The 21208-nt window shown below is 53.8% G+C and carries 17 protein-coding genes; 9 read left to right on the forward strand and 8 right to left on the reverse strand.

The annotated features are described in order from the left end of the window. The 8 genes from tssI to HALA3H3_RS10785 form a co-directional block, all read right to left on the reverse strand. Window positions 1–1002: type VI secretion system tip protein TssI/VgrG (gene tssI, locus HALA3H3_RS10750; RefSeq protein WP_144410454.1), on the reverse strand; the 1002-nt coding region annotated here is incomplete at its 3' end. A gap of 203 nt (window positions 1003–1205) precedes the next feature. Beyond that, window positions 1206–1949: a sulfite exporter TauE/SafE family protein gene (locus tag HALA3H3_RS10755; RefSeq protein WP_022521567.1), complete on the reverse strand. Its 744-nt coding sequence runs from the start codon at window positions 1947–1949 to the stop codon at window positions 1206–1208. 113 nt (window positions 1950–2062) lie between these two features. Next, complete coding sequence (iolB, locus tag HALA3H3_RS10760) at window positions 2063–2866, reverse strand: 5-deoxy-glucuronate isomerase (protein ID WP_022521568.1); 804 nt, start codon at window positions 2864–2866, stop codon at window positions 2063–2065. A gap of 266 nt (window positions 2867–3132) precedes the next feature. Next, on the reverse strand, window positions 3133–4296 hold the full coding sequence (locus HALA3H3_RS10765; protein WP_022521569.1) for a carbohydrate porin: 1164 nt from the start codon (window positions 4294–4296) through the stop codon (window positions 3133–3135). Window positions 4297–4429: 133 nt separating this feature from the next. Further along, the gene (locus HALA3H3_RS10770; protein ID WP_022521570.1) at window positions 4430–5458 is read right to left on the reverse strand and encodes an ABC transporter permease; all 1029 of its coding nucleotides are present in this window, start codon (window positions 5456–5458) and stop codon (window positions 4430–4432) included. Between the two features lie 36 nt (window positions 5459–5494). Beyond that, window positions 5495–7045 (reverse strand): sugar ABC transporter ATP-binding protein, encoded by a 1551-nt coding sequence (locus tag HALA3H3_RS10775; protein ID WP_022521571.1) that lies wholly within the window; start codon window positions 7043–7045, stop codon window positions 5495–5497. Between the two features lie 54 nt (window positions 7046–7099). Beyond that, a complete protein-coding gene (locus tag HALA3H3_RS10780) occupies window positions 7100–8017 on the reverse strand; it encodes a sugar ABC transporter substrate-binding protein (protein ID WP_022521572.1) in 918 nt (305 codons plus the stop codon). 331 nt (window positions 8018–8348) lie between these two features. After that, window positions 8349–9212, reverse strand: a complete 864-nt coding sequence (locus tag HALA3H3_RS10785; RefSeq protein WP_022521573.1) for a MurR/RpiR family transcriptional regulator — start codon at window positions 9210–9212, stop codon at window positions 8349–8351. Between the two features lie 393 nt (window positions 9213–9605). Here HALA3H3_RS10785 and HALA3H3_RS10790 point away from each other — a divergent pair, with 393 nt between their 5' ends. From HALA3H3_RS10790 to iolE (HALA3H3_RS10830), 9 genes are all read left to right on the forward strand, one after another. Next, window positions 9606–10430 (forward strand): TIM barrel protein, encoded by an 825-nt coding sequence (locus tag HALA3H3_RS10790; RefSeq protein ID WP_022521574.1) that lies wholly within the window; start codon window positions 9606–9608, stop codon window positions 10428–10430. 53 nt (window positions 10431–10483) lie between these two features. Next, on the forward strand, window positions 10484–11380 hold the full coding sequence (locus HALA3H3_RS10795; protein WP_022521575.1) for a sugar phosphate isomerase/epimerase family protein: 897 nt from the start codon (window positions 10484–10486) through the stop codon (window positions 11378–11380). 68 nt (window positions 11381–11448) lie between these two features. Continuing rightward, entirely contained in the window at window positions 11449–12369 is a 921-nt protein-coding gene (locus HALA3H3_RS10800) for a sugar ABC transporter substrate-binding protein (RefSeq protein WP_022521576.1), read from the forward strand. Window positions 12370–12414: 45 nt separating this feature from the next. Next, complete coding sequence (locus HALA3H3_RS10805) at window positions 12415–13425, forward strand: Gfo/Idh/MocA family protein (RefSeq protein ID WP_022521577.1); 1011 nt, start codon at window positions 12415–12417, stop codon at window positions 13423–13425. A 253-nt stretch (window positions 13426–13678) separates the two neighbouring features. Further along, window positions 13679–15598, forward strand: coding sequence for a bifunctional 5-dehydro-2-deoxygluconokinase/5-dehydro-2-deoxyphosphogluconate aldolase (locus HALA3H3_RS10810; RefSeq protein WP_022521578.1), 1920 nt, complete (start codon window positions 13679–13681; stop codon window positions 15596–15598). Between the two features lie 51 nt (window positions 15599–15649). Further along, window positions 15650–17500 (forward strand): 3D-(3,5/4)-trihydroxycyclohexane-1,2-dione acylhydrolase (decyclizing), encoded by a 1851-nt coding sequence (gene iolD, locus HALA3H3_RS10815; protein WP_022521579.1) that lies wholly within the window; start codon window positions 15650–15652, stop codon window positions 17498–17500. Between the two features lie 88 nt (window positions 17501–17588). Beyond that, the gene (iolE, locus tag HALA3H3_RS10820; RefSeq protein WP_022521580.1) at window positions 17589–18488 is read left to right on the forward strand and encodes a myo-inosose-2 dehydratase; all 900 of its coding nucleotides are present in this window, start codon (window positions 17589–17591) and stop codon (window positions 18486–18488) included. Window positions 18489–18513: 25 nt separating this feature from the next. Next, window positions 18514–20016, forward strand: coding sequence for a CoA-acylating methylmalonate-semialdehyde dehydrogenase (locus HALA3H3_RS10825; protein WP_022521581.1), 1503 nt, complete (start codon window positions 18514–18516; stop codon window positions 20014–20016). A 205-nt stretch (window positions 20017–20221) separates the two neighbouring features. Then, window positions 20222–21142: a myo-inosose-2 dehydratase gene (gene iolE, locus HALA3H3_RS10830; RefSeq protein ID WP_022521582.1), complete on the forward strand. Its 921-nt coding sequence runs from the start codon at window positions 20222–20224 to the stop codon at window positions 21140–21142. Window positions 21143–21208 lie beyond the last annotated feature (66 nt).

Consider the following 21208-nt stretch of genomic DNA (forward strand, 5'->3'; position numbering starts at 1 on the left):
CAGGGCCTGGGGCTGCTCGCCGTGGTGCACGACTGAGACCACCTGCCACGCTTGGTTAAGGCTATCGATATCGTGGTCGGTGAGGGTAAAGCAGATACCGGGGGCGAGCTCCGGTAAGTCACTCTCGGCTTCGGCGGTGGTGGCGTCGGCGCGCAAGGATTCTAAGCGGTGGCGGGTAAAGGGCTTGCCGGAGGCGTCCTTCTTATACCGGCCGGGGTAGTCAAAGTGCTCGTAATCCTCCCGCTGGGCATGCTCGCCCAATCCTGGCGCGAGGTGCTCGTGGATCTGGGCGTAGGGCGGGTTCTTAAAGGTGTAGTCCTTGAGCATCGCCGAGGCGGGGCGCACCCGGTTGGCCTGACGCAACTTACGCACATGGCGTCGGGGCGGTGTACCGCCGGCGCGGCCGTGGTAGGTACGCTCGCCCACGCTGGGCAACACCACTGTCGAGTCGGCAAACACCAGCGAGTGTTTACCGCCCTCGGCGTTCTCGAACTCATGGAAATAGAAGCAGCCCTCTTCGGCGGCTAAACGCTCGATAAAGGCCAGATCGGTCTCGCGGTACTGCACCAAAAACTCGCGATCCAGAGGCGTGCGAGTAGTCGCAAAGCCGATATCGGTGAGGCTGCGCTCGTTAGCGAGCGTCGTGATGGCGTCAAACGGCGAGGCGTCCTGAAAGATACGCGAGTTATGGCGCAGCGATAACCGCCACAGTGCCGGACGAATCTCCACCCGATAAAAGCTGCGCCGGTGTCCCCTGTCGCCGCGGTGCAGCTCACTTATAATGCCATGCACGCGGCGGAGCGGCTCGCCGTCCTGCCAGATGGTCAGCGTGGCGTTTTGATCCAAGCAGTCGCTGGGCGATAGGTTGTGGGTACGGCTGGCAAACTCAACCGAGAGCGCAAACGGCTCCGACAGCGCCTCGTGATGGGTAAAGCGCACCACGGCGGTGTCATCGGCCCCGGGTAGGGTCAGGGTAAATTGCAGGCCCGTTTTGTCCGCCATCGCTCCGCTCCTTGGATCAAGTAAATGAGAAACGATCAGGGTAGCGGGCCGGGGCCAGAGAGCAAGGCCTGGAAGGCAAGTGACAGGGATCTCTTACACGTTTGTAAGAGATCGCTTACAAAATTTTAAGCGATGTCTTACAGCTTAAACGCTCAAAGAATGATCGTATGAAAAATGAGCTGCACTCCGTACTGAATACCATCCTATTTCAGCGCCTGCCAAATCAGATTAAAACCGACTAAAAACATGGCAAAAATCACCAGTCGGTAGAACAGCGTCTCGTTGACGCGGCTTTGCAGCCATAGGCCGTTGCGCACGCCGATCCAGGCGATGGGCACCAGCAGTAGCGACGCCCAGGCGCTGGTGACGTTGATTTCGCCAAGCCACATATAAGGCGCTAACTTGATCACGTTGACCACCGCAAAGGAGACTGCGCAGGTGGCAATAAAGGTCTCTTTAGAGAGTTTGCGCGGCAGCAGGTAGACATTTAGCGGCGGCGCGCCCGCATGGGCCATAAAGCTGGTAAAGCCGCAGACACTGGCGGCGGGCAGCGCCCAGCGTGAAGAAATAGGTTTCTTGGCAACGGGCTTGAGCAACATGTAAGCGGCGAACAGCAGGGTGATAACGCCGAGAGTCAGGCGTAAGCCCTGTTCGCTCAGGCTGTCGAACAGCAGCGTTCCCACTGCCACGCCAATGAATAAGCCCGGTACAAAGCGCCAGACCTCCGTGGCGTCCTGCTTGCCCCACCACGCCTTAACCGCAAACACGTCCATCACCAGTAGCAGCGGCAGCAACAGGCCGGCTGCCTGGGTGGGACTAATTGCCAGCGCCATGAGAGGAACCGACAGCGTGCCGAACCCACCCGCAAAACCGCCTTTGGAAACGCCGGTCAGGTAAACGGAAAACAGGATCAGCAGCCAGGCGATCACGGAGTAGTCGGGGAGCATACGCCTCTCTTGGTTATCAGTTCTCGGGTGTCAGTGGTCAATAAAAAGCCCCGCAGAAGCGGGGCAAGATAGCATAGCATTAGATAAACGTTAGCGGGCAAATTGTCGATCTATTACGCGTTCATTAGCCACTCGTGGTCGGGGTCGTTATGGAATTGCCACGCCCGCTTGGGCCCCGCCATCACATTTAAGTAGTAGAGCGAGTAGCCATGAGCCGCGCCCACTGGGTGGTAGCCTTTGGGCACCAACACACAGCAACCGTTCTCCACCGCCATGGTTTCATCAAGGCTGCGGTCATCGGTGTAAACGCGCTGGAAGGCGAACCCTTGGGCAGGGTTGATACGGTGGTAGTAAGTCTCTTCCAGCAGCGACTCGTGGGGTAAGTTATCCACATCGTGTTTGTGGGGCGGGTAGCTCGACCAGTTACCCGCAGGTGTGAATACTTCGACTACTAATAGGCTATCGGCGGGCTCGGTTTCCGGCAGGATGTCGTGCACATGGCGGGTATTGGTGCCCTGACCACGGGTGCTCTGCTTGATGTTGTCAGGCGTGATGAGCCGTGGGGCATGGTTGCCATGCCCAGGGGCGGCGCACACCGCTAGCTCTAAGTCTGTGGTCGCTTCTACCGCGTAGCTAACATGGTCAGGCAGGTAAACCGCATAGGGCGGGATCTGTTCAAAGATATCCATGCGCTGGCCGATATCTTCAAAGCGGTGCTCGCCGCAGGTTACCGTGGCGCGCCCGGTAAGCAGCACCAGGCAGACTTCTTGGTCATCACTGCTGGCCTCCAGGCGTTGGCCCTTGGCAAGTTTATGCATCCGAAAGCCAACGTGCTTCCAGCCAGCGGAGGCCGGGGTAACCTCGATGATAGTGCCCTGCTCATCAGGGGGGGTGGGGCGAACGAGTAGCGATGACATGCCTGCACTCCTCTTTTAGGGTAATCCACTGCGGATGATGTTGCCGGAATGACACTGCTCAAAAGCATCCGGCGCGGGTCTTAGTGACAATACTCAAGAGTTTAGTATCTATGGAATTAAAATTCCATAGATGTCGAGAATTAGAATTTTTATTTTTATTTTTATATGGTGAGGTAAATCATTAGCCATTCAGTCATCAGGGTAAAAAGTAAAAAGCGCCCAATAGCTGGGCGCGAAGATCAAAACAGAGCGAACGTTCGAACCGGTTAGAAGAAGTATTTCAAGCGGATTCGGGCACCGTAGCGATCAGTATCGCTGCTATTCATATCATTCTCATGGTCAACGTAGCTGTAGTAAGCCCCGATATAAGTATCAAAGTCATTCAACCCCAGCACATTGGCAAATCGGTACGATGTGTAAACCGTATTCGACTCATTGCGCCCTTCGGGGGTTAACATATCTTGGGCGACGTCGATGTTGGGATTCACTTCATCAATCTGGTTGCGTGCATAAATATATCCCAGACCAATATTGTTCCAGATGGTATTTACCCCAATGGAACTATTGCTCTCTTCGTGAGCCTCTAGGTGAGCCAAACTGAAATTGACAATTAAATCACCTCCATTGTAAGAGGCTGTGGCGCCGTAACCCGTACGGTCGCCAATATCTGCTCCCCGCTCGTCAACTACCGAGTCGCTGACCACATTGGTCTCCATACCCAGCGCAAATGACCAGTCGCCAGGCTGCCAAGCGATTACCGGGCGAACGATAGCGGCGCTTTTAGTATCATCATCAATGCGGTAGCCATGGTACGTATCGCCATCAAAAAGCCCCGAACGATCGCCCATCAGTGTGGCGACCTCAGCATAGAAGTCATTACCAAAACGGTGACTGAGCGCAATTTGCCCTGAATCACCACGCCCTCGCCCTTCACGGGCCTGATAGACATAGCTCTGACCGTCACTATAGAGGCTATCCGACGTCGTTCCGCTGTACTGAATAAAAATATCATGCCCCAGCGGGAATAAATCAAAGGCTTCGAAGCGACCCACTTTAATCTCGGTTCCTCGCTCACTACCAACCGCCAGCCAAGCATCATCCAAACCAGCATTGCCACTGGTACCCCAAAGCGGCTGCAACTTAAACCGCGCAAAGTTCCCTTGGTGATGGCGCTCACCGTTAATATCTAACAGTATCCGCCCATCTTGATTGAAGCGATCATCGCGATCGAGGGGCTCACCTGATTGGCTTCGAAAAAGAGAAACACCCCCTTCATGCTCGTTATAGGCATTAATATCTAGCTCTACATCGCCCCCAAAACTTAGCGAGCCTCGCTCATCTTCATAAGTTACAGCTGCCATCGTCGATGTGGCCATTCCCATTGAGATAGCCGCTATTAGCAAGAGTTTTTTATATTGGGCTACTGGCATGTTAAGTCTTCCTTTTTATGGTTGTTGTATTTCATGTTTACCATTAATAATGTGCTGAAGTTCTTGAATAACGCTGATGCAAGGATGAGATGGGGCATCTTTGATACCCCTTAAATGCAATGGTAGGCTGCTCTCAGGCGGTTTTTAGACGACGACGTTGGCGATATTGGTCGATGACCACGGCTGCAATGATGATGGCGCCCTTGACGATGTCCTGGTAGTAAGCGTCGACTCCCAAAAAGGTGAAGCCACTGAGCATTACCCCAAGAATCAGTGCACCTATCACCGTGCCAGCAATGCGCCCGACACCACCCGCTAAACTCGTCCCTCCGATCACGGCTGCGGCAATGGCATCTAGCTCGTACATCAGGCCCATACCCGCTTGGCCTGTACCTGCACGAGCAGATGCCACAACACCGGCCAAGCCCGCCAGAAGGCCAGCAATGGCATAGACCATAATGAGGTGCCGACGAACATTGATGCCAGAGACGCGAGCCGCCTGGGGGTTGGCGCCAATGGCGTAAGTGTATTTGCCATAGCGGGTATACTTCAGCGCGATATGGAAGAGCACTGCCACTGCCAGGAAGATGATCACAGGGTTGGCCCCTGAGCCAATCCAGGTGAATTGATCGGTAAGCATGCTCACCGGCTGGCCATCGGTATAAGCGCGAGCCACGCCACGAGCGCTCACCATCATGCCCAAGGTGGCGATGAAGGGGGGAATCATGGCAAAAGCTATTAAGGCGCCATTGATCAAGCCTGCTAAGGCACCGATCAAGAGCCCGGCCAATAAAGGTAATACCCACGGAAGGTCGGTGAGTGCCGGGTAGACAGCACGGAGATAGTCTGACTGTTGAGCAAAACTTGCGGTTACCATCGCCGTTAGGGCGAGTACTGACCCCGATGAGAGGTCGATGCCACCGGTGATAATCACTTGGGTAACACCGATGGCGATGATGCCGATAATCGACATCTGTAGGATCATGATTAGTAAGCGTTGCGGATTCATTAAGAAGGAGTCACCGCGCACGATCCAACCCAGAACCTCGAAAAGAAGAGCAATGCCGACCAACACTAAGAAGATGCTCACCTCGGTAGGAATCTTCTTTTTACGCTTCTTGACCACCTCCAGTTGATCGGTGGTTTCAACTGTATTGTTCATTGTTTTCTACCTCATTAATGCCCGTACCCGGGAAGGTCAGTCCTCGATAACCGGCATTTCCACCGGTGATGAGGCAAGCTCCATGATGTTGACTTGATTAGCTTCACTTCGATTCAGAAACCCAGTCACTCTGCCTTGATGCATCACCATGATTCGGTCACTCATACCCAGCACCTCCGGCAGTTCGGAAGAGATCATGATGACTGCTACGCCTTGCTTGACCAGTTCGGTGATCAGCTTGTGAATTTCAGCCTTGGCTCCTACGTCGATACCACGAGTAGGTTCATCGAGAATGAGGATACGTGGCTTAGTCAAAAGCCAGCGGCCAATCAGTACTTTCTGCTGGTTGCCTCCAGAGAGATTGCCGATACGCTCTTCCATAGAAGGGGTTTTGACTTGCAAGCGCTCCTTCATCGAATCACACTCATGGTCGAGGCGATTCTGTTCAACGAAGGTGGCTCGGGTATAGCCATCACGCAGCACCGCCAGTTCCATGTTTTCGATGACCGAAAGGCCGAGGAATAAGCCGGTTTCCTTGCGATCCTCGGTAAGTAGCGCTAGTCCGCGAAGCATGGCCTGATGGGGGGAACTGATAATTTCTTTTTTGCCATCAATGGAAATGCTGCCCGATGTGGGAGGCGTTACTCCAAATAGCGTTTCGGCGATATTAGTGCGACCTGATCCCACCAGTCCTGCGAAGCCGAGAATTTCGCCTGCACGCACCTCAAAGCTAATATTCTCAAATACACCTTCTAAGCAAAGGTTTTCTACCGATAGCACTACATCGCTGATCGGCACCTCTTCTTTGGGAAACATTTGAGTGACTTCACGTCCGACCATCAGCTTAATAATTTCATTAGATGTTATGTCGCTCGCCGCAGCGGAGTGGATAAACTGGCCATCACGAAAAATCGAAATATCATCGGCAATCTCGAACACCTCATCCATCTTGTGAGTGATGTAAATGATGCCTTTGCCCTGGGCGCGCAGGTCGTTAATAATCCGGAACAGGTGTTCCACCTCCCTGTCGGCAAGAGACGAGGTAGGCTCGTCCATGATCAACACTTCGGAATCGAAGGAGACTGCCTTAGCAATCTCAATCATCTGACGGCCAGCGACGGTGAGCTTTCGCACCTCCATTTCTGGATCCATGTCGATGCCAAGGCGATCAAAAAGTGCCTCGGTCATCTGGTTCATTTTGTCGTGGTTAATCATGCCAAACGCATTGATCGGCTCACGACGAATCCAAATGTTTTCGGCGATGGTCATAAATGGCATCAGGTTAAGTTCCTGATGGATCATGGCAATCCCGGCTTCCAGTGCGTCCAACGGGCCCTGTAGTGCCAACGGCTGGCCCTTTAAGCGAACTTCGCCTTGGTCGGGAATATAGACGCCGGCGATGATCTTCATCAGGGTCGACTTGCCTGCGCCATTTTCACCCATTAGGGCATGAACGGTACCCGGACGAACTTTCAGCTGAACGTTATCCAGTGCTACTACCCCGGGAAATGCCTTGCGGACATCGGCTACTTCAAGAATGAATTCGGCGGTATCGGGAGTCAGGTCTTCTGCGGTCATTGACGCCATGCTGGTTTCTCCTGAAACATCAAGGCTGGCTCGCCGTTAGGCGAGCCGAACGCCTTATTGATTGGCAAGAAATTCTTCAAGCGTTTCGGGGGTAACCAGTTGGAAAGGCACCATGGTGGTTTTCTCGACCTCATTGCCTTCGGCTAGATCAATGGCTGCCTTCACCGCACCGCCGCCCTGGCCGACCGGATCCTGGAAGACGGTGACGGCCAGTTCGCCGCTTTGCATGGACTCAATCGCATCGCGAGTTGCATCGATGCCGCCGACGATGATGTCGTCAGGGCTGATGCCCAATTGACGCATGGCGTTGAGGGCACCAATGGCCATTTCGTCATTATTGGCAGCAATGGCATTGATCTCTTGGCCACCCACTACCCAGTTGGTCATCAGGTCAATGGCTTTAGTGCGCTGATAATCGGCGGGTTGCTCGGCGATGATCTCGATGCCGGGGTACTCTGCTGCGACTTCCTTGACCCCTTCGGTACGTTGGTGAGTGGCACCTGAAGAAAGCTCTCCCAGCATGATGGCAACGTTACCTTCTCCGTTGAGTTGTTCGGCCAGCGCTCTCATCTGCATCTCTCCGGACACCTTCTGATCCGAACCGACAAAAACGACACCGTCGTTATCTAAGTCATTACCTTCTGGTTCACGGTTTACATACACTAATGGAATGCTCTGCAGTACGGCTTCTCCAGTCATACGCGATGTGGCTGCAGTATCGACGGGGTTAATAATGATGGCATCCACTCCTTGGGCGGCAAGGCTTTGTACTTGGCTAAGTTGACGGCCAATATCGCCTTGAGCATCTAAAAATTGAATCTCGTAACCCTGTGCTTCGGCTTCCGATGCCATCGCTTGTCGCATGGAGGTTAGAAAATTGTCATCGAACCAGGCGACGGAGACGCCGATAGATTGAGCCATAGCAGTGGTGCAAGTGGCTGCGAGAGCGGCGCCAAGTAGAAGGCGTTTCATAGGTATTCTCCTGAGTATTATTCTTGTGGTTTTGATCACCATTTCGGATGCGGCAATTAAGAGTGCGCATATCCTATGTATGGAATTTAGATTCTATTTGCGCCAAAAGCAAAATTTTAATTCCATACTTTGGTATAAATGGAATATTTGTTTCTTTCGCCAGGAGAGTGGTCGATTTCTAGAAAAGCTAAATATTTCCGCTGTGTAGCCGTGGTGCAAAAGCCAAGGAAGGGAGGGCTTCAAGGAGGGCTGATAGGCCTGCTGCATCTGGCTAAGCAGGCACTCTTCAAGTGGGAGAGAGGGGAGTGATCGGTATCGATAGCAGCAGCGATTAAGGCTGGTCAGGTTGATTGCGGCTTTTTTGCAGATCCAACGCTTTGTCCTGGCGAACGCCGAGTGAAATAGCAAGTGTCTGAGTAAGACAAAGCGAAGCGGTCAGTCCTCGAAAACTCTTTACTTCCGCTTCGTGCACTATCAGTGCTACGTCAGACAAGCGCACTAGTGGGCTGAGACTTGAGTCTGTCAAAACCACCAGTGGGATGCCTCTTCGGTGAGCCTCCTCCGCGACATCGCGGGATTCTTGAGCGTAAGGGGCGAAACTGATAACCAGTAGCGCGTCATGAGTACCCACCGCTTTTACCTGCTCGCTGTACATACCGCCAAGGCCGTTCATAAGAAAGGCGGGTTTCTCTATATGGTGAAGGGCATAGGTCATGTAGCTAGCGACCACAAAGCTGCGGCGTGCGCCCATTACATGAACGGCGTTAGCCTTTTCAAAAATATCCAACGCGCTCTCCAAGTGATCCGGATTAATCCGATCAGGAAGCTGTTGAAGTGCTTCTTGGTTGGCACTGGCAAATTCCCATAACAGTTGCGTGCTGTCCGGTGTTTCACCTGTGGCTGTGCGTACTGCACGGATGCGTTCGTTGTAATTGGGTAATTCATCAAACAGACGGGCACGAAAAAGCTGCTGCATCTCTGAGAAGCCTGAAAACCCAAAGCTATTAGAGAAGCGAATGAGGGTTGAGGGCGTGACGCCCGCTTGTTGGGCTAGCTGAGCAACGGTCGCAAAGGCCACTTCTTGAGGATGATCCAATAGAAACCGTGCTGTTTGCTGCAAACGACGGCTTAGAGTGGGGTAATCAGCGGTGATCCGCTCTTCTAGTGTTGTAAAACTTTGTGGTACTTGGCTCATAGGGCGCCTGCTAGTCACATTTAATGTTGTCATCGTATAAGTGATTCATAGCGTAGTTAAATGGGAATATAAATTCTATAAATGCTTTTCGATAGCACCAAGTAAATCATCACAAATTCATATGAGAGAATTTTTTGAGCTTAACGGTACTGCTTTGGTCGAATGTGTCGCTTAGCATTAGCGTAATAAAAACAATAAATTATTGATTTCATTACTAACGCCTTGAGTTGATGCCAAGCAATAAAAGAATCGAATATTCTGTATGTTGCCTGTTTGGAATGTATGCTCTATCCTCATTTTAACGTTGGTCATCATTGCTTGGCTAGCCCAACAGCTGAGCTCGTTTTTGTCCTATTTCAGAAAAACAACCAAGCCATTCTATTGGAGATTTTCATGGCGCAACACTCTATTAAATTCGCGCTGAATCATATGGTTAACCCGCGCTGGACGCCTCAGCAGCTTATCGAAGCCGCCGCTGAAATGGGCGTAGGTGCAGTAGAATTGCGCAACGACGTGGGTGGCAACAGTATCGTTGATCTTGATACTGCAAGCAGTGCTGGTCAGCGAGCACGAGAATTAGGCATTGAGGTTTTGAGCATTAACGCGCTTTACCCCTTCAATATTTGGAATGAAGAGCGGGAGAGGCAGGCAGAAACGCTGGCTCAATGGGTTCATGCGGCGGGTGGGCGAGGGCTTGTACTCTGCCCGCTAGTAGACGCCGAGAACCGAGCCAGTGCCGAAGAGCGTAAGGCTGGCCTGGAGCAAGCGCTAACGGCGTTGGATAAAGTATTGGGTCGTTACGACCTACAGGGGTTTGTTGAGCCCCTTGGATTCCCCATCTCCTCGTTGCGGGCTAAAGGCGAAGCGGTAGAGGTCATCCATGCACTTAACCTGTCATCGCGTTTTTCACTAGTACACGACACTTTCCATCATCAAGGCGCCAGTGAGTCTGATGTTTTTGCTGATATGACAGGGTTGGTACATATCTCTGGACTTGAAGATCCCGATGTCACCTTTGAAGGCATGTTAGATGAGCATCGCGTGCTAGTAAGCACTCAAGATCGTCTCGATAACGTAGGACAACTTAAGCGTTTGTTAAGCAGTGGCTACAACGGGTATGTCTCTTTTGAGCCTTTTGCCGCATCGGTACATCAACAGAAAGATCCAGTGGCAGCACTGCGAGACAGTATGGCATTTATTCAGCATCAACTGGGCTAGCGCTGGCTCTGTTATCGTGCTGCAAGCGCAATAATAAAGACAAGGAGAATTTAATGAAAATCGCCCTCGATCCGCACATGCACCGGCACCTCTCACTGCCAGAAATTTGTCGGCTCACTAAAGAGCTTGGTTACGACTATATAGAACTGTCTCCCCGCCCTGATTTCATGGTGTGGTGGACCCGGCCACGTACTTATCCTGATGCTATCAGGTCATTTAAAAAAGCCATGAAAGAGCATGATGTTGGCCTTGCCACCATGCAGCCGATGTATCGATGGTCTAGCCCCTATCGCGATGAATGGGAAATGGCCATGGATAACTGGAAAAGAATTATCGAAGTGGCGGTAGAGCTTGATAATCCACTGCTGATTTCCGAATTCGGGCGCGGCGGTTCAGTGGAGCGTTCTCAGGCAGACCGAGCAGGGCTCCATACTCCGGAAGCGTGCGAAAACGCCTTTTGGCGCTCGATGGATGTATTGGTACCCATTCTTGAGCGCGAAGGATTAACGCTGAGCATTGAGCCTCATCCTGAAGACTGGATTGAGACAATGGAGCCGGCGGTGGAAATCATTAAAACCATTAACTCACCTGCTATTAAAAGCTCCTATATTGCCCCCCATAGCTTTTTTTACGGTGACGACTTGGCGACCACCATCCGTGCCACCAAGGGTGAGTTAGTTCACGCCCGTGTCGCTGATACGTTTAACCACAAAGCTTCTTCGGAGTTGCGCTATATCGTTAACCCCCCTGGTTCTACTGCCCGAGTCCATCAGCACCTGGATATGGGGGAGGGAGAAATAGACTGGGACGTTTTCTTCAAAACCCTGCATGAAATTGGCTTTGATGGTGTGCTCTCCAGCTGTGTATTCGGTTGGGAAGAGCGAGCTGAAGCCTCCAATCGTTTTATGCGTGGTGAGATTCAGCGCTACGTCGACAAATACTGGAAATGAGGTTTGTCGGTTGGGCAGGGTGGCACTCCTGCCTATCCGACTAAAAATAACAACAAGGAAACCATGCTATGAACCGCATAACGCTTGCTTGCATCGTGTCGGCCTTAATCACTCCCATAGCCATGGCGGATATGACGATTGGCGTAACCCAGGCCTTTGGTAATCATTTGTTTTTAACCAATGTTCGCAACGCCATGGAAGAGCAGGCGGCTACTTATTCGGATGTGACGCTTCAGTTCGAGGATGCCCAAGGAGATATTGGTCGCCAGCTTAATCATATCCAAAATTTTATTAGCGCCGACCTGGATGCGATGATCGTCAGTGCTGTTGATACGGCAGCGACGCCACGCATGATCAGTCTGGCGCAGGAAGCCAATATTCCTTTGGTGTTTGTGAACCGAGAGCCCGAGATAGACAACCTTCCCGAAGGCGTTGCCTTTGTCGGCTCTGATGAGAACGACTCCGGTCGTCTCCAGATTGAAGAGATCGCTCGGCTACTCAACTACGAAGGCAATGTGGCCATTATGGTGGGGGAACTCGGTATTAACGCTACCGTGTTAAGAACCAAGGGTGTTGAGGACTTCGTCGGGCAGCATCCCGACATGCATATTGTTGCCAAGCAGCCAGCGCACTTTATGCGCAACGATGCAATCGACCTAATGAACAACTGGATTGTTGATGGCAGGCAGATCGATGCTATCGCCGCCAATAATGACGAGATGGCAATTGGTGCCATTCGGGCGATGCACCAAGCGGGCTTAGACCCTCAGAACATGATTATCGGTGGAATCGATGCTTCGGGCGATGCATTGATGGAAATGGAGAATGGGAATCTTGATGTCACTGTCTTCCAGGATGCGAAAGGTCAGGGCAGAGAGTCGGTTAAAACAGCCGTTAGCCTGATTCAAGGAGGGCACGTTGACTCTTATGTTTGGCTTCCCTTTCAGCTTGTGACTCCCGATAACTACAAAGATTTTATTGATCAGTGATTGCTAATTCACATCGTCCCATTACTTATAGCTAAGGATACTACCATGACTGTCAAAATAGGAATTATCGGCACCGGCATGATCGGTGAAGAACATGCCCGTCGTATTACCCAACAGTTGACCGGCGGCCAGATTGTCGCGGTCACTGACGTTAACCTTGATCAGGCCAGAGCAGTGGTGGAACGGTTGGGCGTCGAGGCGCAGGTTTATGAAGATGGTCAGGCGCTGATTAGCGCCGAAAATGTTGATGCGGTGATGGTTACTTCATGGGGCCCTACCCACGAAGAGTATGTGTTGGCCGCTATTAAAGCCGGTAAGCCGGTCTTTTGCGAGAAACCTTTGGCGACCACCGCTGAGGGCTGTCGACATATCATTGATGCGGAAATAAAGGCCAATAAGCGACTTGTTCAGGTCGGGTTTATGCGCCGCTACGACAGCGGCTATCAGATGATGAAAGCGGCGATCGATGGTAACCGACTGGGTGAGCCACTGATCGTACATGCGGCTCACCGCAACCCGGAAGTACCTGAGCGTTACGTTACGCCCATGGCGATTCACGACACGCTGATTCATGAATTGGATACGTTCCGCTGGCTGCTGGACGACGATTACAAAAGTGCTCAGGTACTCTTTCCCCGCAAGACGCGCCATGCTCACAGCAAGGTTGAAGACCCTCAGATCGTGCTGCTTGAGACCGTCAAAGGCGTGCGAATTGACGTCGAAGTGTTTGTGAACTGCAAGTACGGTTATGACATTCAATGTGACGTTGTGGGTGAAGAGGGTATTGCCCGACTGCCAGAACCTCAATCACTGCAGCTTCGCCAGGCTGGCCAGCGCTCCAATGAGATTCTCATGGATTGGAAAAAACGTTTCGGTGAGGCATTTGATGTCGAGCTGCAAGCCTTCATTGATGGCGTAGCCACTGGTGAATTGAAGGGGCCCTCATCCTGGGACGGCTATGCGGCCGCCATCGCGGGCGATGTGTGTGTGCAAGCACAGGAAAGCGGCGGTATCGAACAAATTGAGATGCCAGAGCGACCGGCGTTCTACGCCTAACGGTTCAAACTCCTCATACACGGCTCCGCTGCTCTGCACGGAGCCATTTTTTTTAAGACGTCATATTTTATCGAATGTACAACCAAAGCATTACGGATTGCACGTTTCAAATATTGATTATTTGGAATATAAATTCTATATTGAGTCGAACACACGCTAATAACAATGCCTATTCCTGAAAATCCACGGCAACGCTGCTTCTCTTTACAAGTGACGCTGGGTTAGGGACTGGCTACACGTAGGATGTGATGCCATGAATAAGACCAAGACACTGGATCTAATCTGCCTCGGTCGAGCGGCTGTTGACTTATACGGCAACCAAGTGGGTAGCCGTTTGGAGGATATGAGCAGCTTTGCCAAGTACCTGGGGGGCTCTTCGGGCAATATCGCCTATGGAACGGCTCGCATGGGGCTGAAAACAGCGATGCTGACCCGCGTGGGTGATGAACATATGGGCCGCTTCGTACGCGAAGAGCTGGCCCGTGCTGGCGTTGATACCAGCCACGTGGCCACGGATAAAGAGCGGCTAACGGGAATGGTGGTGCTCGGCATTAAAGATCGCGATACGTTTCCGCTGATCTTCTATCGCAATGACTGTGCCGATATGGCCGTCGACAGTGGTGACTTCGAGCCCGAATTTATCGCCTCTAGCAACGCGCTGCTGATTACTGGCACTCACTTTTCTACAGAACAGACCTACAAAACCAGTAAAACAGCGATTGAATACGCCAAAGCCGCAGGCACCAAAGTCATTCTGGATATCGACTATCGCCCGGTGCTGTGGGGATTAACCACGCTGGGTGATGGTGAAACCCGGTTCGTTTCCGATGAAGGCGTTAGCCGCCATCTACAGACGATTCTGCCCGACCTTGATCTGGTAGTAGGCACCGAAGAAGAAGTGCATATCGCCGGAAGTAGCACCGATACCCTTACCGCACTGAAGCGTATTCGCGAACTAACGGATGCCACCATCGTGCTCAAGCTGGGGGCTCAGGGCTGTACGGTGCTCGACGGTGATATCCCCGGTAGTGAAGAAGATTTCGTGGTGCATACCGGGGTGCGCGTCGATGTGCTTAATGTATTGGGGGCAGGCGACGCCTTTATGAGCGGCTTCTTGCGAGGCTGGCTGCGTAATGAACCTCACGAACGCAGCTGCGCGTATGCCAATGCTTGTGGTGCTCTTGTGGTCTCCCGCCACGGCTGCGCGCCGGCGATTCCTAGTGCCGAAGAGCTTGACGATTACCTCTCCAGAGCTGAGTCCATTGCCCGTCCAGATCTGGATACCCGGCTTAATTACCTGCACCGCGTGACCACTCAACGCAATCCACAGCAGTGGGATGATCTCTGCATTATGGCGTTTGATCACCGCAAACAGCTCTTTGATATGGCCCGAGAAGAAGGGGCCGATGTCGCGAGGATTCCCTACCTGAAGCAACTGCTTGTGAAAGCGACAGAGCGCGGTAGTGAGCAATTGGGCAATAGCCGTGTGGGGGTATTGATTGACGATACCTATGGTCAGGATGCGCTTAACGATGTCACCGGGCGAGGCTGGTGGATCGCCCGGCCGGTGGAGCTGCCTAGCTCCCGGCCCATCGAACTGGAAGGGGGGCGCAGTATTGGCTCACGCCTTCAGCAATGGCCGAAGGAACATATTGTCAAGTGCCTCGTTTTCTACCACCCAGAAGATCAAGTGACCCTGCGGCAAGCCCAGGAAAGACAAGTGATAGAGCTTTATCGCGCCTGTGCCGAGTCGGGCAATGAATTATTGCTGGAAATTATCCCGCCGCGAGACCTGGCTGCCGATGACGATATGTTCATCAATGCGATGCAGCGTTTTTACAATCTGGGCGTGCAGCCCGATTGGTGGAAACTCCCGCCGCAAACTCCAGACGGCTGGCAGCGTATTGGCACGTTACTCAAAGCCCGTGCGCCTCACTGCCGCGGTGTTGTGATGTTGGGTTTAGATGCGCCGTTGGAGGAGCTTAAAGAAGGGTTAATGGATAGTGCTGGCGTCGATGTGTGTAAAGGCTTTGCCGTCGGTCGCACCATCTTTGGTGAGCCAAGCCGCCGCTGGCTACGTGGCGATTATGACGATGAACAGCTGATTGAAGCGGTGTTGGCCAATTATATGACCCTGGTTGATGCTTGGCAGAAGCGCCAGCGCGCAGCCTAGCGTCCATTTTATGACAAGTGCATTCCAGTTTATGACAAGAGTGACAAGGCTATGAACACGATTCGACTCACCATGGCGCAAGCGGTCGTGCGCTACATGCTGGCCCAGAAAGTAGACATTGAAGGCGAGATTAAACCGCTCTTTCCTGGTGTTTGGGCCATTTTTGGTCACGGCAATGTCGCCGGGCTGGGCGAGGCGCTGTATCAGACGCGCGAGCATCTACCCACCTATCGCGCGCACAATGAGCAGGGCATGGCCCATGCTGCCATTGCTTATACCAAAACACTCAATCGTCAGCAGGTAATGGCCTGCACCGCCTCGGCGGGCCCGGGTGCTACGAACATGGTGACGGCTGCCGCAGTAGCGCATGTGAACCGCCTGCCTGTGCTATTCCTGCCTGGGGATACGTTTGCCACGCGCATGCCTGACCCGGTTCTGCAGCAGGTGGAAAACTTCCACGATCACACACTGACCTCTAATGATTGCTTCAAACCGGTCAGCCGATTTTTTGACCGCATTACGCGGCCCGAGCAACTGCTCACCTCGTTGCCCCAGGCGGTGCGGGTGCTAACGGATCCGGTTGAGTGTGGGCCGGTCACGCTAGCGTTGCCTCAGGATATCCAAACGTTCGCCTTTGATTATCCCGAGCACTTCTTTGCCGAGAAGGTGCACCGGCAGCGTCGCCAGTCAGCAGATCGCCATGAGTTGGAGAGTGCGGTTCAGCTTATCCGCCAGGCTAAAAAGCCGCTGGTGGTGGCAGGGGGCGGCGTGCACTACTCAGGGGCTATAACCGCCCTGGATGCCTGGGTTTCTCGCTACCAGCTGCCTGTAGGAGAGACCCAGGCGGGCAAAGGGGCACTACCGTGGGATCACACCCAGAATGTAGGCACGATTGGTGTCACCGGCGGCGCGGCTGCCAACGCCTTGGCGGCCGAGGCGGATCTGATTATTGCCGTCGGTACCCGGCTGGGGGATTTCGCCTCTGGCTCGCGCGCCATGATCAACCCGAATGCCAAGCTGCTGAGCATCAATGTGGCCTCTTTCGATGCGGTTAAGCACAAGGGGCAGGCGCTGGTAGGCGATGCCAAGCTGACCCTTGAGGAGCTGATCACTGAGCTCGAGGGTTGGCAGCCAGAGGAGAGCTGGGTTGAGCAAGCCGCTGGACTTCGCACTGATTGGAACCAGACCGTCGATAAGGTGACCGCCGACCGCGGCAACAACCTGCCCTGCGACGCAGAAGTGGTTGGTGCAGTTAACCGCGCGGCGGGAGAGCGAGACATTGTGGTGTGTGCGGCAGGTGGCCTCCCGGGTGAGCTGCAAAAACTCTGGCGTACGCGGTTTGATCGCGGCTATCACATGGAGTACGGCTACTCCTGCATGGGTTACGAGTTAGCCGGTGGTGTCGGCGTAAAGATGGCCAAGCCCGACTCTGAAGTGTTTGTGATGGTGGGCGATGGCTCTTACCTGATGCTCAATTCAGAAATTGCCACCTCGGTCATGTTGGGTCACAAGATCGTCGCTGTAGTTCTCGATAACCGTGGCTATGGATGCATCCACCGCCTGCAGCAGTTCTGCGGCGGGCCCGGCTTTAACAACATGCTGGAGGACTGCTTGAGCGTTGATGAAGGTGCCCCCAAGACCGACTTCGCAGCGCATGCGGCCGCATTGGGTGCACTCAGCGAGCAGGTCGGCAATATTCAGGAATTAGAACAAGCGCTTGAGCGTGCCAAGGCCGCTGACCGTAGTTACGTGATTGCTATCGATACCGATGGCTCGACCGATACCCAAGATGGTGGTGCCTGGTGGGACGTGGCGGTGCCAGAGGTTTCCGAACGCGCCGAAGTGAATACGGCCCGCGAACGCTATGAGGCGTACAAAGCGCGCCAATTCCAGAATCTTTAAGGCGCTGCCCTCTGCTTATTTGGAAGAACGACCCACTTTTAATAACGACGCATTCTAAATGTGAATAACAACAGTAACGGAGACCGCCATGAGCGTAAGACTCGGTATTAACCCACTTACCTGGACTAACGATGATATGCCCGCATTAGGCGGTGATACACCGTTGGGTACCTGCCTTGCCGAAGGTAAGCAGGCAGGTTTTTCGGGCTTCGAGCTAGGCCATAAGTTCCCCCGGGTGCCAGAAAAGCTTGGGCCCATTCTTGAGAAGCACGGCCTCTCGTTAGTCTCAGGCTGGTACAGCAGCGAATTATTGACCCGCAGTGCCGAAGACGAGATTGAAGCAATCAAGCCGCACCTGCACCTGCTCAAATCGCTGGGCGCCAACGTCATGGTGTTCTGTGAAGTGACCCACTGCGTGCACGGCGAGCGCGACACGCCTCTTTCGCACTCGCCGCGCATGAGTGAGGAGGGTTGGAAGACATTTATACCACGACTTAATCAGGTTGCTGATTACTGCCTGGAGCAGGGGGTGCAAATCGCCTACCACTACCACTTGGGCACAGTGATTGAAACGCCTGATGAGATTGATCGGCTGATGGCCGAAGCCTCTCCCTCGGTTGGGCTGCTGCTGGATACCGGACACCTAGTGGCGGCGGGCGGCGATCCAGTGTTATTGCAGAAAAAGTACGCGGATCGCATCAATCATGTGCACTGCAAAGATATCCGCAAAGACGTACTGGCGGACGTACGCAATCGGGATCTCAGTTTTCTCGACGGAGTACTGAACGGCATGTTCACTGTTCCGGGGGATGGCTATATCGACTACACCACGTTATTCGAAGGACTTCGGGAGAGTGGTTATTCAGGCTGGATGGTAGTTGAGGCGGAGCAGGATCCTGCGGTTGCGCATCCACTTACCTACGCCTGTTTAGGGCATGACAATTTACGCCGTTTCTGCGCCGAAGCTCGTTTAGCCGTCGATGCGTAAACCGAACACCAAGAGGAGTTGAGAGATGAGTATCTTAGGTAATTTTATCAATGGCCAAGCCGTTGCAAGCCAAAGCGGCCGCACCGCGCCTGTCTATAATCCCGCCACTGGCGAGCAGACCCTGCAGGTGGCGCTCTCTTCTGCGCAGGAGACCCAGGAAGCAGTGCGAGTTGCCGATGAGGCCTTTGCCACTTGGTCGAAAATGTCTCCGCTTAAGCGCTCGCGTATTCTGTTTAAATTCAAGGCGCTGGTAGAGGAGCACACCGACGAGCTGGCGCGGCTGATTTCCCGCGAGCATGGCAAGGTGTTTTCTGACGCCAAAGGCGAAGTAACCCGTGGCCTTGAAGTGGTCGAGTTTGCCTGTGGCATTCCGCACCTGCAGAAGGGCGAGCACTCCATGAACGTCGGCACCGGCGTTGATAGCTACTCCATGATGCAGTCGCTCGGCGTGTGCGCCGGTATTTCGCCGTTCAACTTCCCGGCAATGGTGCCCATGTGGATGTTCCCCATTGCGCTGGCCTGTGGCAATACCTTTGTCATGAAACCGTCGGAGAAGGATCCCTCCACGCCGATGCGCTTAGCTGAGCTACTGAAAGAGGCGGGCTTACCGGATGGCGTCTTCAACGTCGTCAATGGCGATAAAGAGTCAGTGGATGTACTGCTGACCGATGAGCGTGTTCAAGCCGTCAGCTTTGTGGGGTCTACCCCGATTGCCGAGTACATCTACGCCACGGCATCAAAACATGGCAAGCGTGTTCAGGCGCTGGGCGGTGCCAAGAATCACATGGTGATCATGCCGGATGCCGATCTTGATCAAGCCGTTAGTGCACTGATGGGTGCCGCCTACGGCTCCGCAGGCGAGCGTTGCATGGCCATTTCGGTGGCGGTGCCCGTGGGTGAGGAGACCGCCCAGAAGCTGCGCGAGAAGCTTGAGGCTGAACTCGCGAACCTGCGCGTCGGGCCTGGCCTGGTCGATGGCCCCGATAACGATATGGGCCCACTGGTGACTCGCGATCACCTGGAAAAGGTCAAAGGCTATATCCAAACTGGCGTGGACGAAGGCGCAGAGCTGGTGGTAGATGGCCGCAAAACGGCGGTGGACGGCGCTGGTGATGGTTTCTTTATTGGCGGCACGCTGTTTGATCATGTCAAGCCCGGTATGCGCATTCACTCTGAAGAGATTTTCGGCCCAGTGCTGGCGATTACCCGCGCGGGAAGCTTCGATGAAGCGGTCAGCATGGTTAACGCACATGAGTATGGCAACGGCACAGCGATCTTTACCCGTGATGGGGATGCCGCGCGCCAATACTGCGAGCAGATTCAGGTCGGCATGGTCGGCGTTAACGTCCCTATTCCCGTGCCCATGGCGTTTCACAGCTTTGGCGGTTGGAAGCGCTCACTGTTCGGCCCGCTGCACATGCACGGCCCCGATGGCGTGCGTTTCTACACACGCATGAAAACCATTACCCAACGCTGGCCCAGCGGTATCCGTGAAGAGACCAATCACTTCACGATGCCCACACTTTAAGCACCAATAAAGCCTGACGTTATTCTGACAGCACCGGCGGCTTGGGCGCCGGTGTCTTCAAATGAACCGAGCCTGCTCATCCCCCTAAGCCAACCTTCCTCGGCGGCACTTGTTTGCTCGACCAGTTCCCAACGGAATAGAGAGACGCATACCGTGCGTGCCGTCGACAATTAAAGCACTCAAACAACAACGATAAGAGATCAACATGGCCAATACGATAGCTGACCTACTGGCACCCCATCAGCTGCGGTTAGGCATTAACCCGCTAAGTTGGACAAACGACGTGATCACCGAGTTTGGTGACGATACCCCTGTCGAGACATTCCTGCACGAGGCCGCTGCCTGCGGTTACCAAGGGGTCGAAATGGGCCGCAAGTTCCCCCGCGACCCATCAGTGCTCAAACCGTTATTGGCGGAACACGACCTGGCTCTGGCAAGCGGTTGGTACTCCGGGTTTCTAGCCGAACGCGATGTAGAGTCTGAACTGGCGGCGGTGGCCGAGCATGCAGAGTTGCTGGCTGCCTGCGGTGCCCAGGTGATGGTATATGGCGAGTGCGGCCTGATGCCGGGTGATGCGCCACTCGACGCGCCGCTGTCGAAAACTCCGAGCGTAGCAAAGGCCGATTGGTCGGCCTATGGCGAGCGTCTGACGCGCTTTGCCGAGGCGCTTAAAGCGCGCCATGGCATTGCACTTAGTTATCATGCCCATCTGATGATGGTGGTGGAAAATGAAGCCGAGATTGACGCGCTGATGGCTCATACGGGCGAGGCAGTGGGGCTGCTGTTCGATGCAGGCCATGTGGTGGCCGGGGGTGGTGATATGGCAGGTCTGCTGGCACGCCATGGCGCGCGTATCAATCATCTGCACTGCAAAGACATCCGGGGGGATGTCATGGCCCGAGTGCGCCGCGAGGACATCAGCTTCAACCAAGGCGTGCGCGATGGCATGTTCACCGTGCCGGGTGATGGCTACCTGGATTTTTCGCCCCTGATTGAGTTTGCCACCAACACTGATTATCAAGGCTGGCTGATCGTGGAGGCCGAGCAAGACCCGCGTAAAGCACCCCCAAAAGAGATGGCCGGTATTGCTTATCGCCATATGACACAGCTGTTCGAAAACCGCTGACTCAGTGCATCACACCCTCTTAGCGGAGTGCTAAAAGCGGCGCTCACGACTAACTTCAGGAGACTT

This window comes from Halomonas sp. A3H3, assembly GCF_000982975.1.
GTDB lineage: Bacteria > Pseudomonadota > Gammaproteobacteria > Pseudomonadales > Halomonadaceae > Vreelandella > Vreelandella titanicae.

Excerpts from the sequence above, each read along its gene's own strand:
- HALA3H3_RS10825 (WP_022521581.1), top strand. The coding sequence starts at position 18,514 with ATGAGTATCTTAGGTAATTTTATCAATGGCCAAGCCGTTGCAAGCCAA.
- HALA3H3_RS10780 (WP_022521572.1), bottom strand. The coding sequence starts at position 8,017 with ATGAAACGCCTTCTACTTGGCGCCGCTCTCGCAGCCACTTGCACCACT.
- HALA3H3_RS10790 (WP_022521574.1), top strand. The coding sequence starts at position 9,606 with ATGGCGCAACACTCTATTAAATTCGCGCTGAATCATATGGTTAACCCG.
- iolB (WP_022521568.1), bottom strand. The coding sequence starts at position 2,866 with ATGTCATCGCTACTCGTTCGCCCCACCCCCCCTGATGAGCAGGGCACT.
- HALA3H3_RS10765 (WP_022521569.1), bottom strand. The coding sequence starts at position 4,296 with ATGCCAGTAGCCCAATATAAAAAACTCTTGCTAATAGCGGCTATCTCA.
- HALA3H3_RS10770 (WP_022521570.1), bottom strand. The coding sequence starts at position 5,458 with ATGAACAATACAGTTGAAACCACCGATCAACTGGAGGTGGTCAAGAAG.
- iolE (WP_022521580.1), top strand. The coding sequence starts at position 17,589 with ATGAGCGTAAGACTCGGTATTAACCCACTTACCTGGACTAACGATGAT.
- HALA3H3_RS10795 (WP_022521575.1), top strand. The coding sequence starts at position 10,484 with ATGAAAATCGCCCTCGATCCGCACATGCACCGGCACCTCTCACTGCCA.
- HALA3H3_RS10775 (WP_022521571.1), bottom strand. The coding sequence starts at position 7,045 with ATGGCGTCAATGACCGCAGAAGACCTGACTCCCGATACCGCCGAATTC.
- HALA3H3_RS10810 (WP_022521578.1), top strand. The coding sequence starts at position 13,679 with ATGAATAAGACCAAGACACTGGATCTAATCTGCCTCGGTCGAGCGGCT.
- HALA3H3_RS10755 (WP_022521567.1), bottom strand. The coding sequence starts at position 1,949 with ATGCTCCCCGACTACTCCGTGATCGCCTGGCTGCTGATCCTGTTTTCC.
- HALA3H3_RS10800 (WP_022521576.1), top strand. The coding sequence starts at position 11,449 with ATGAACCGCATAACGCTTGCTTGCATCGTGTCGGCCTTAATCACTCCC.
- HALA3H3_RS10785 (WP_022521573.1), bottom strand. The coding sequence starts at position 9,212 with ATGAGCCAAGTACCACAAAGTTTTACAACACTAGAAGAGCGGATCACC.
- iolD (WP_022521579.1), top strand. The coding sequence starts at position 15,650 with ATGAACACGATTCGACTCACCATGGCGCAAGCGGTCGTGCGCTACATG.
- iolE (WP_022521582.1), top strand. The coding sequence starts at position 20,222 with ATGGCCAATACGATAGCTGACCTACTGGCACCCCATCAGCTGCGGTTA.
- HALA3H3_RS10805 (WP_022521577.1), top strand. The coding sequence starts at position 12,415 with ATGACTGTCAAAATAGGAATTATCGGCACCGGCATGATCGGTGAAGAA.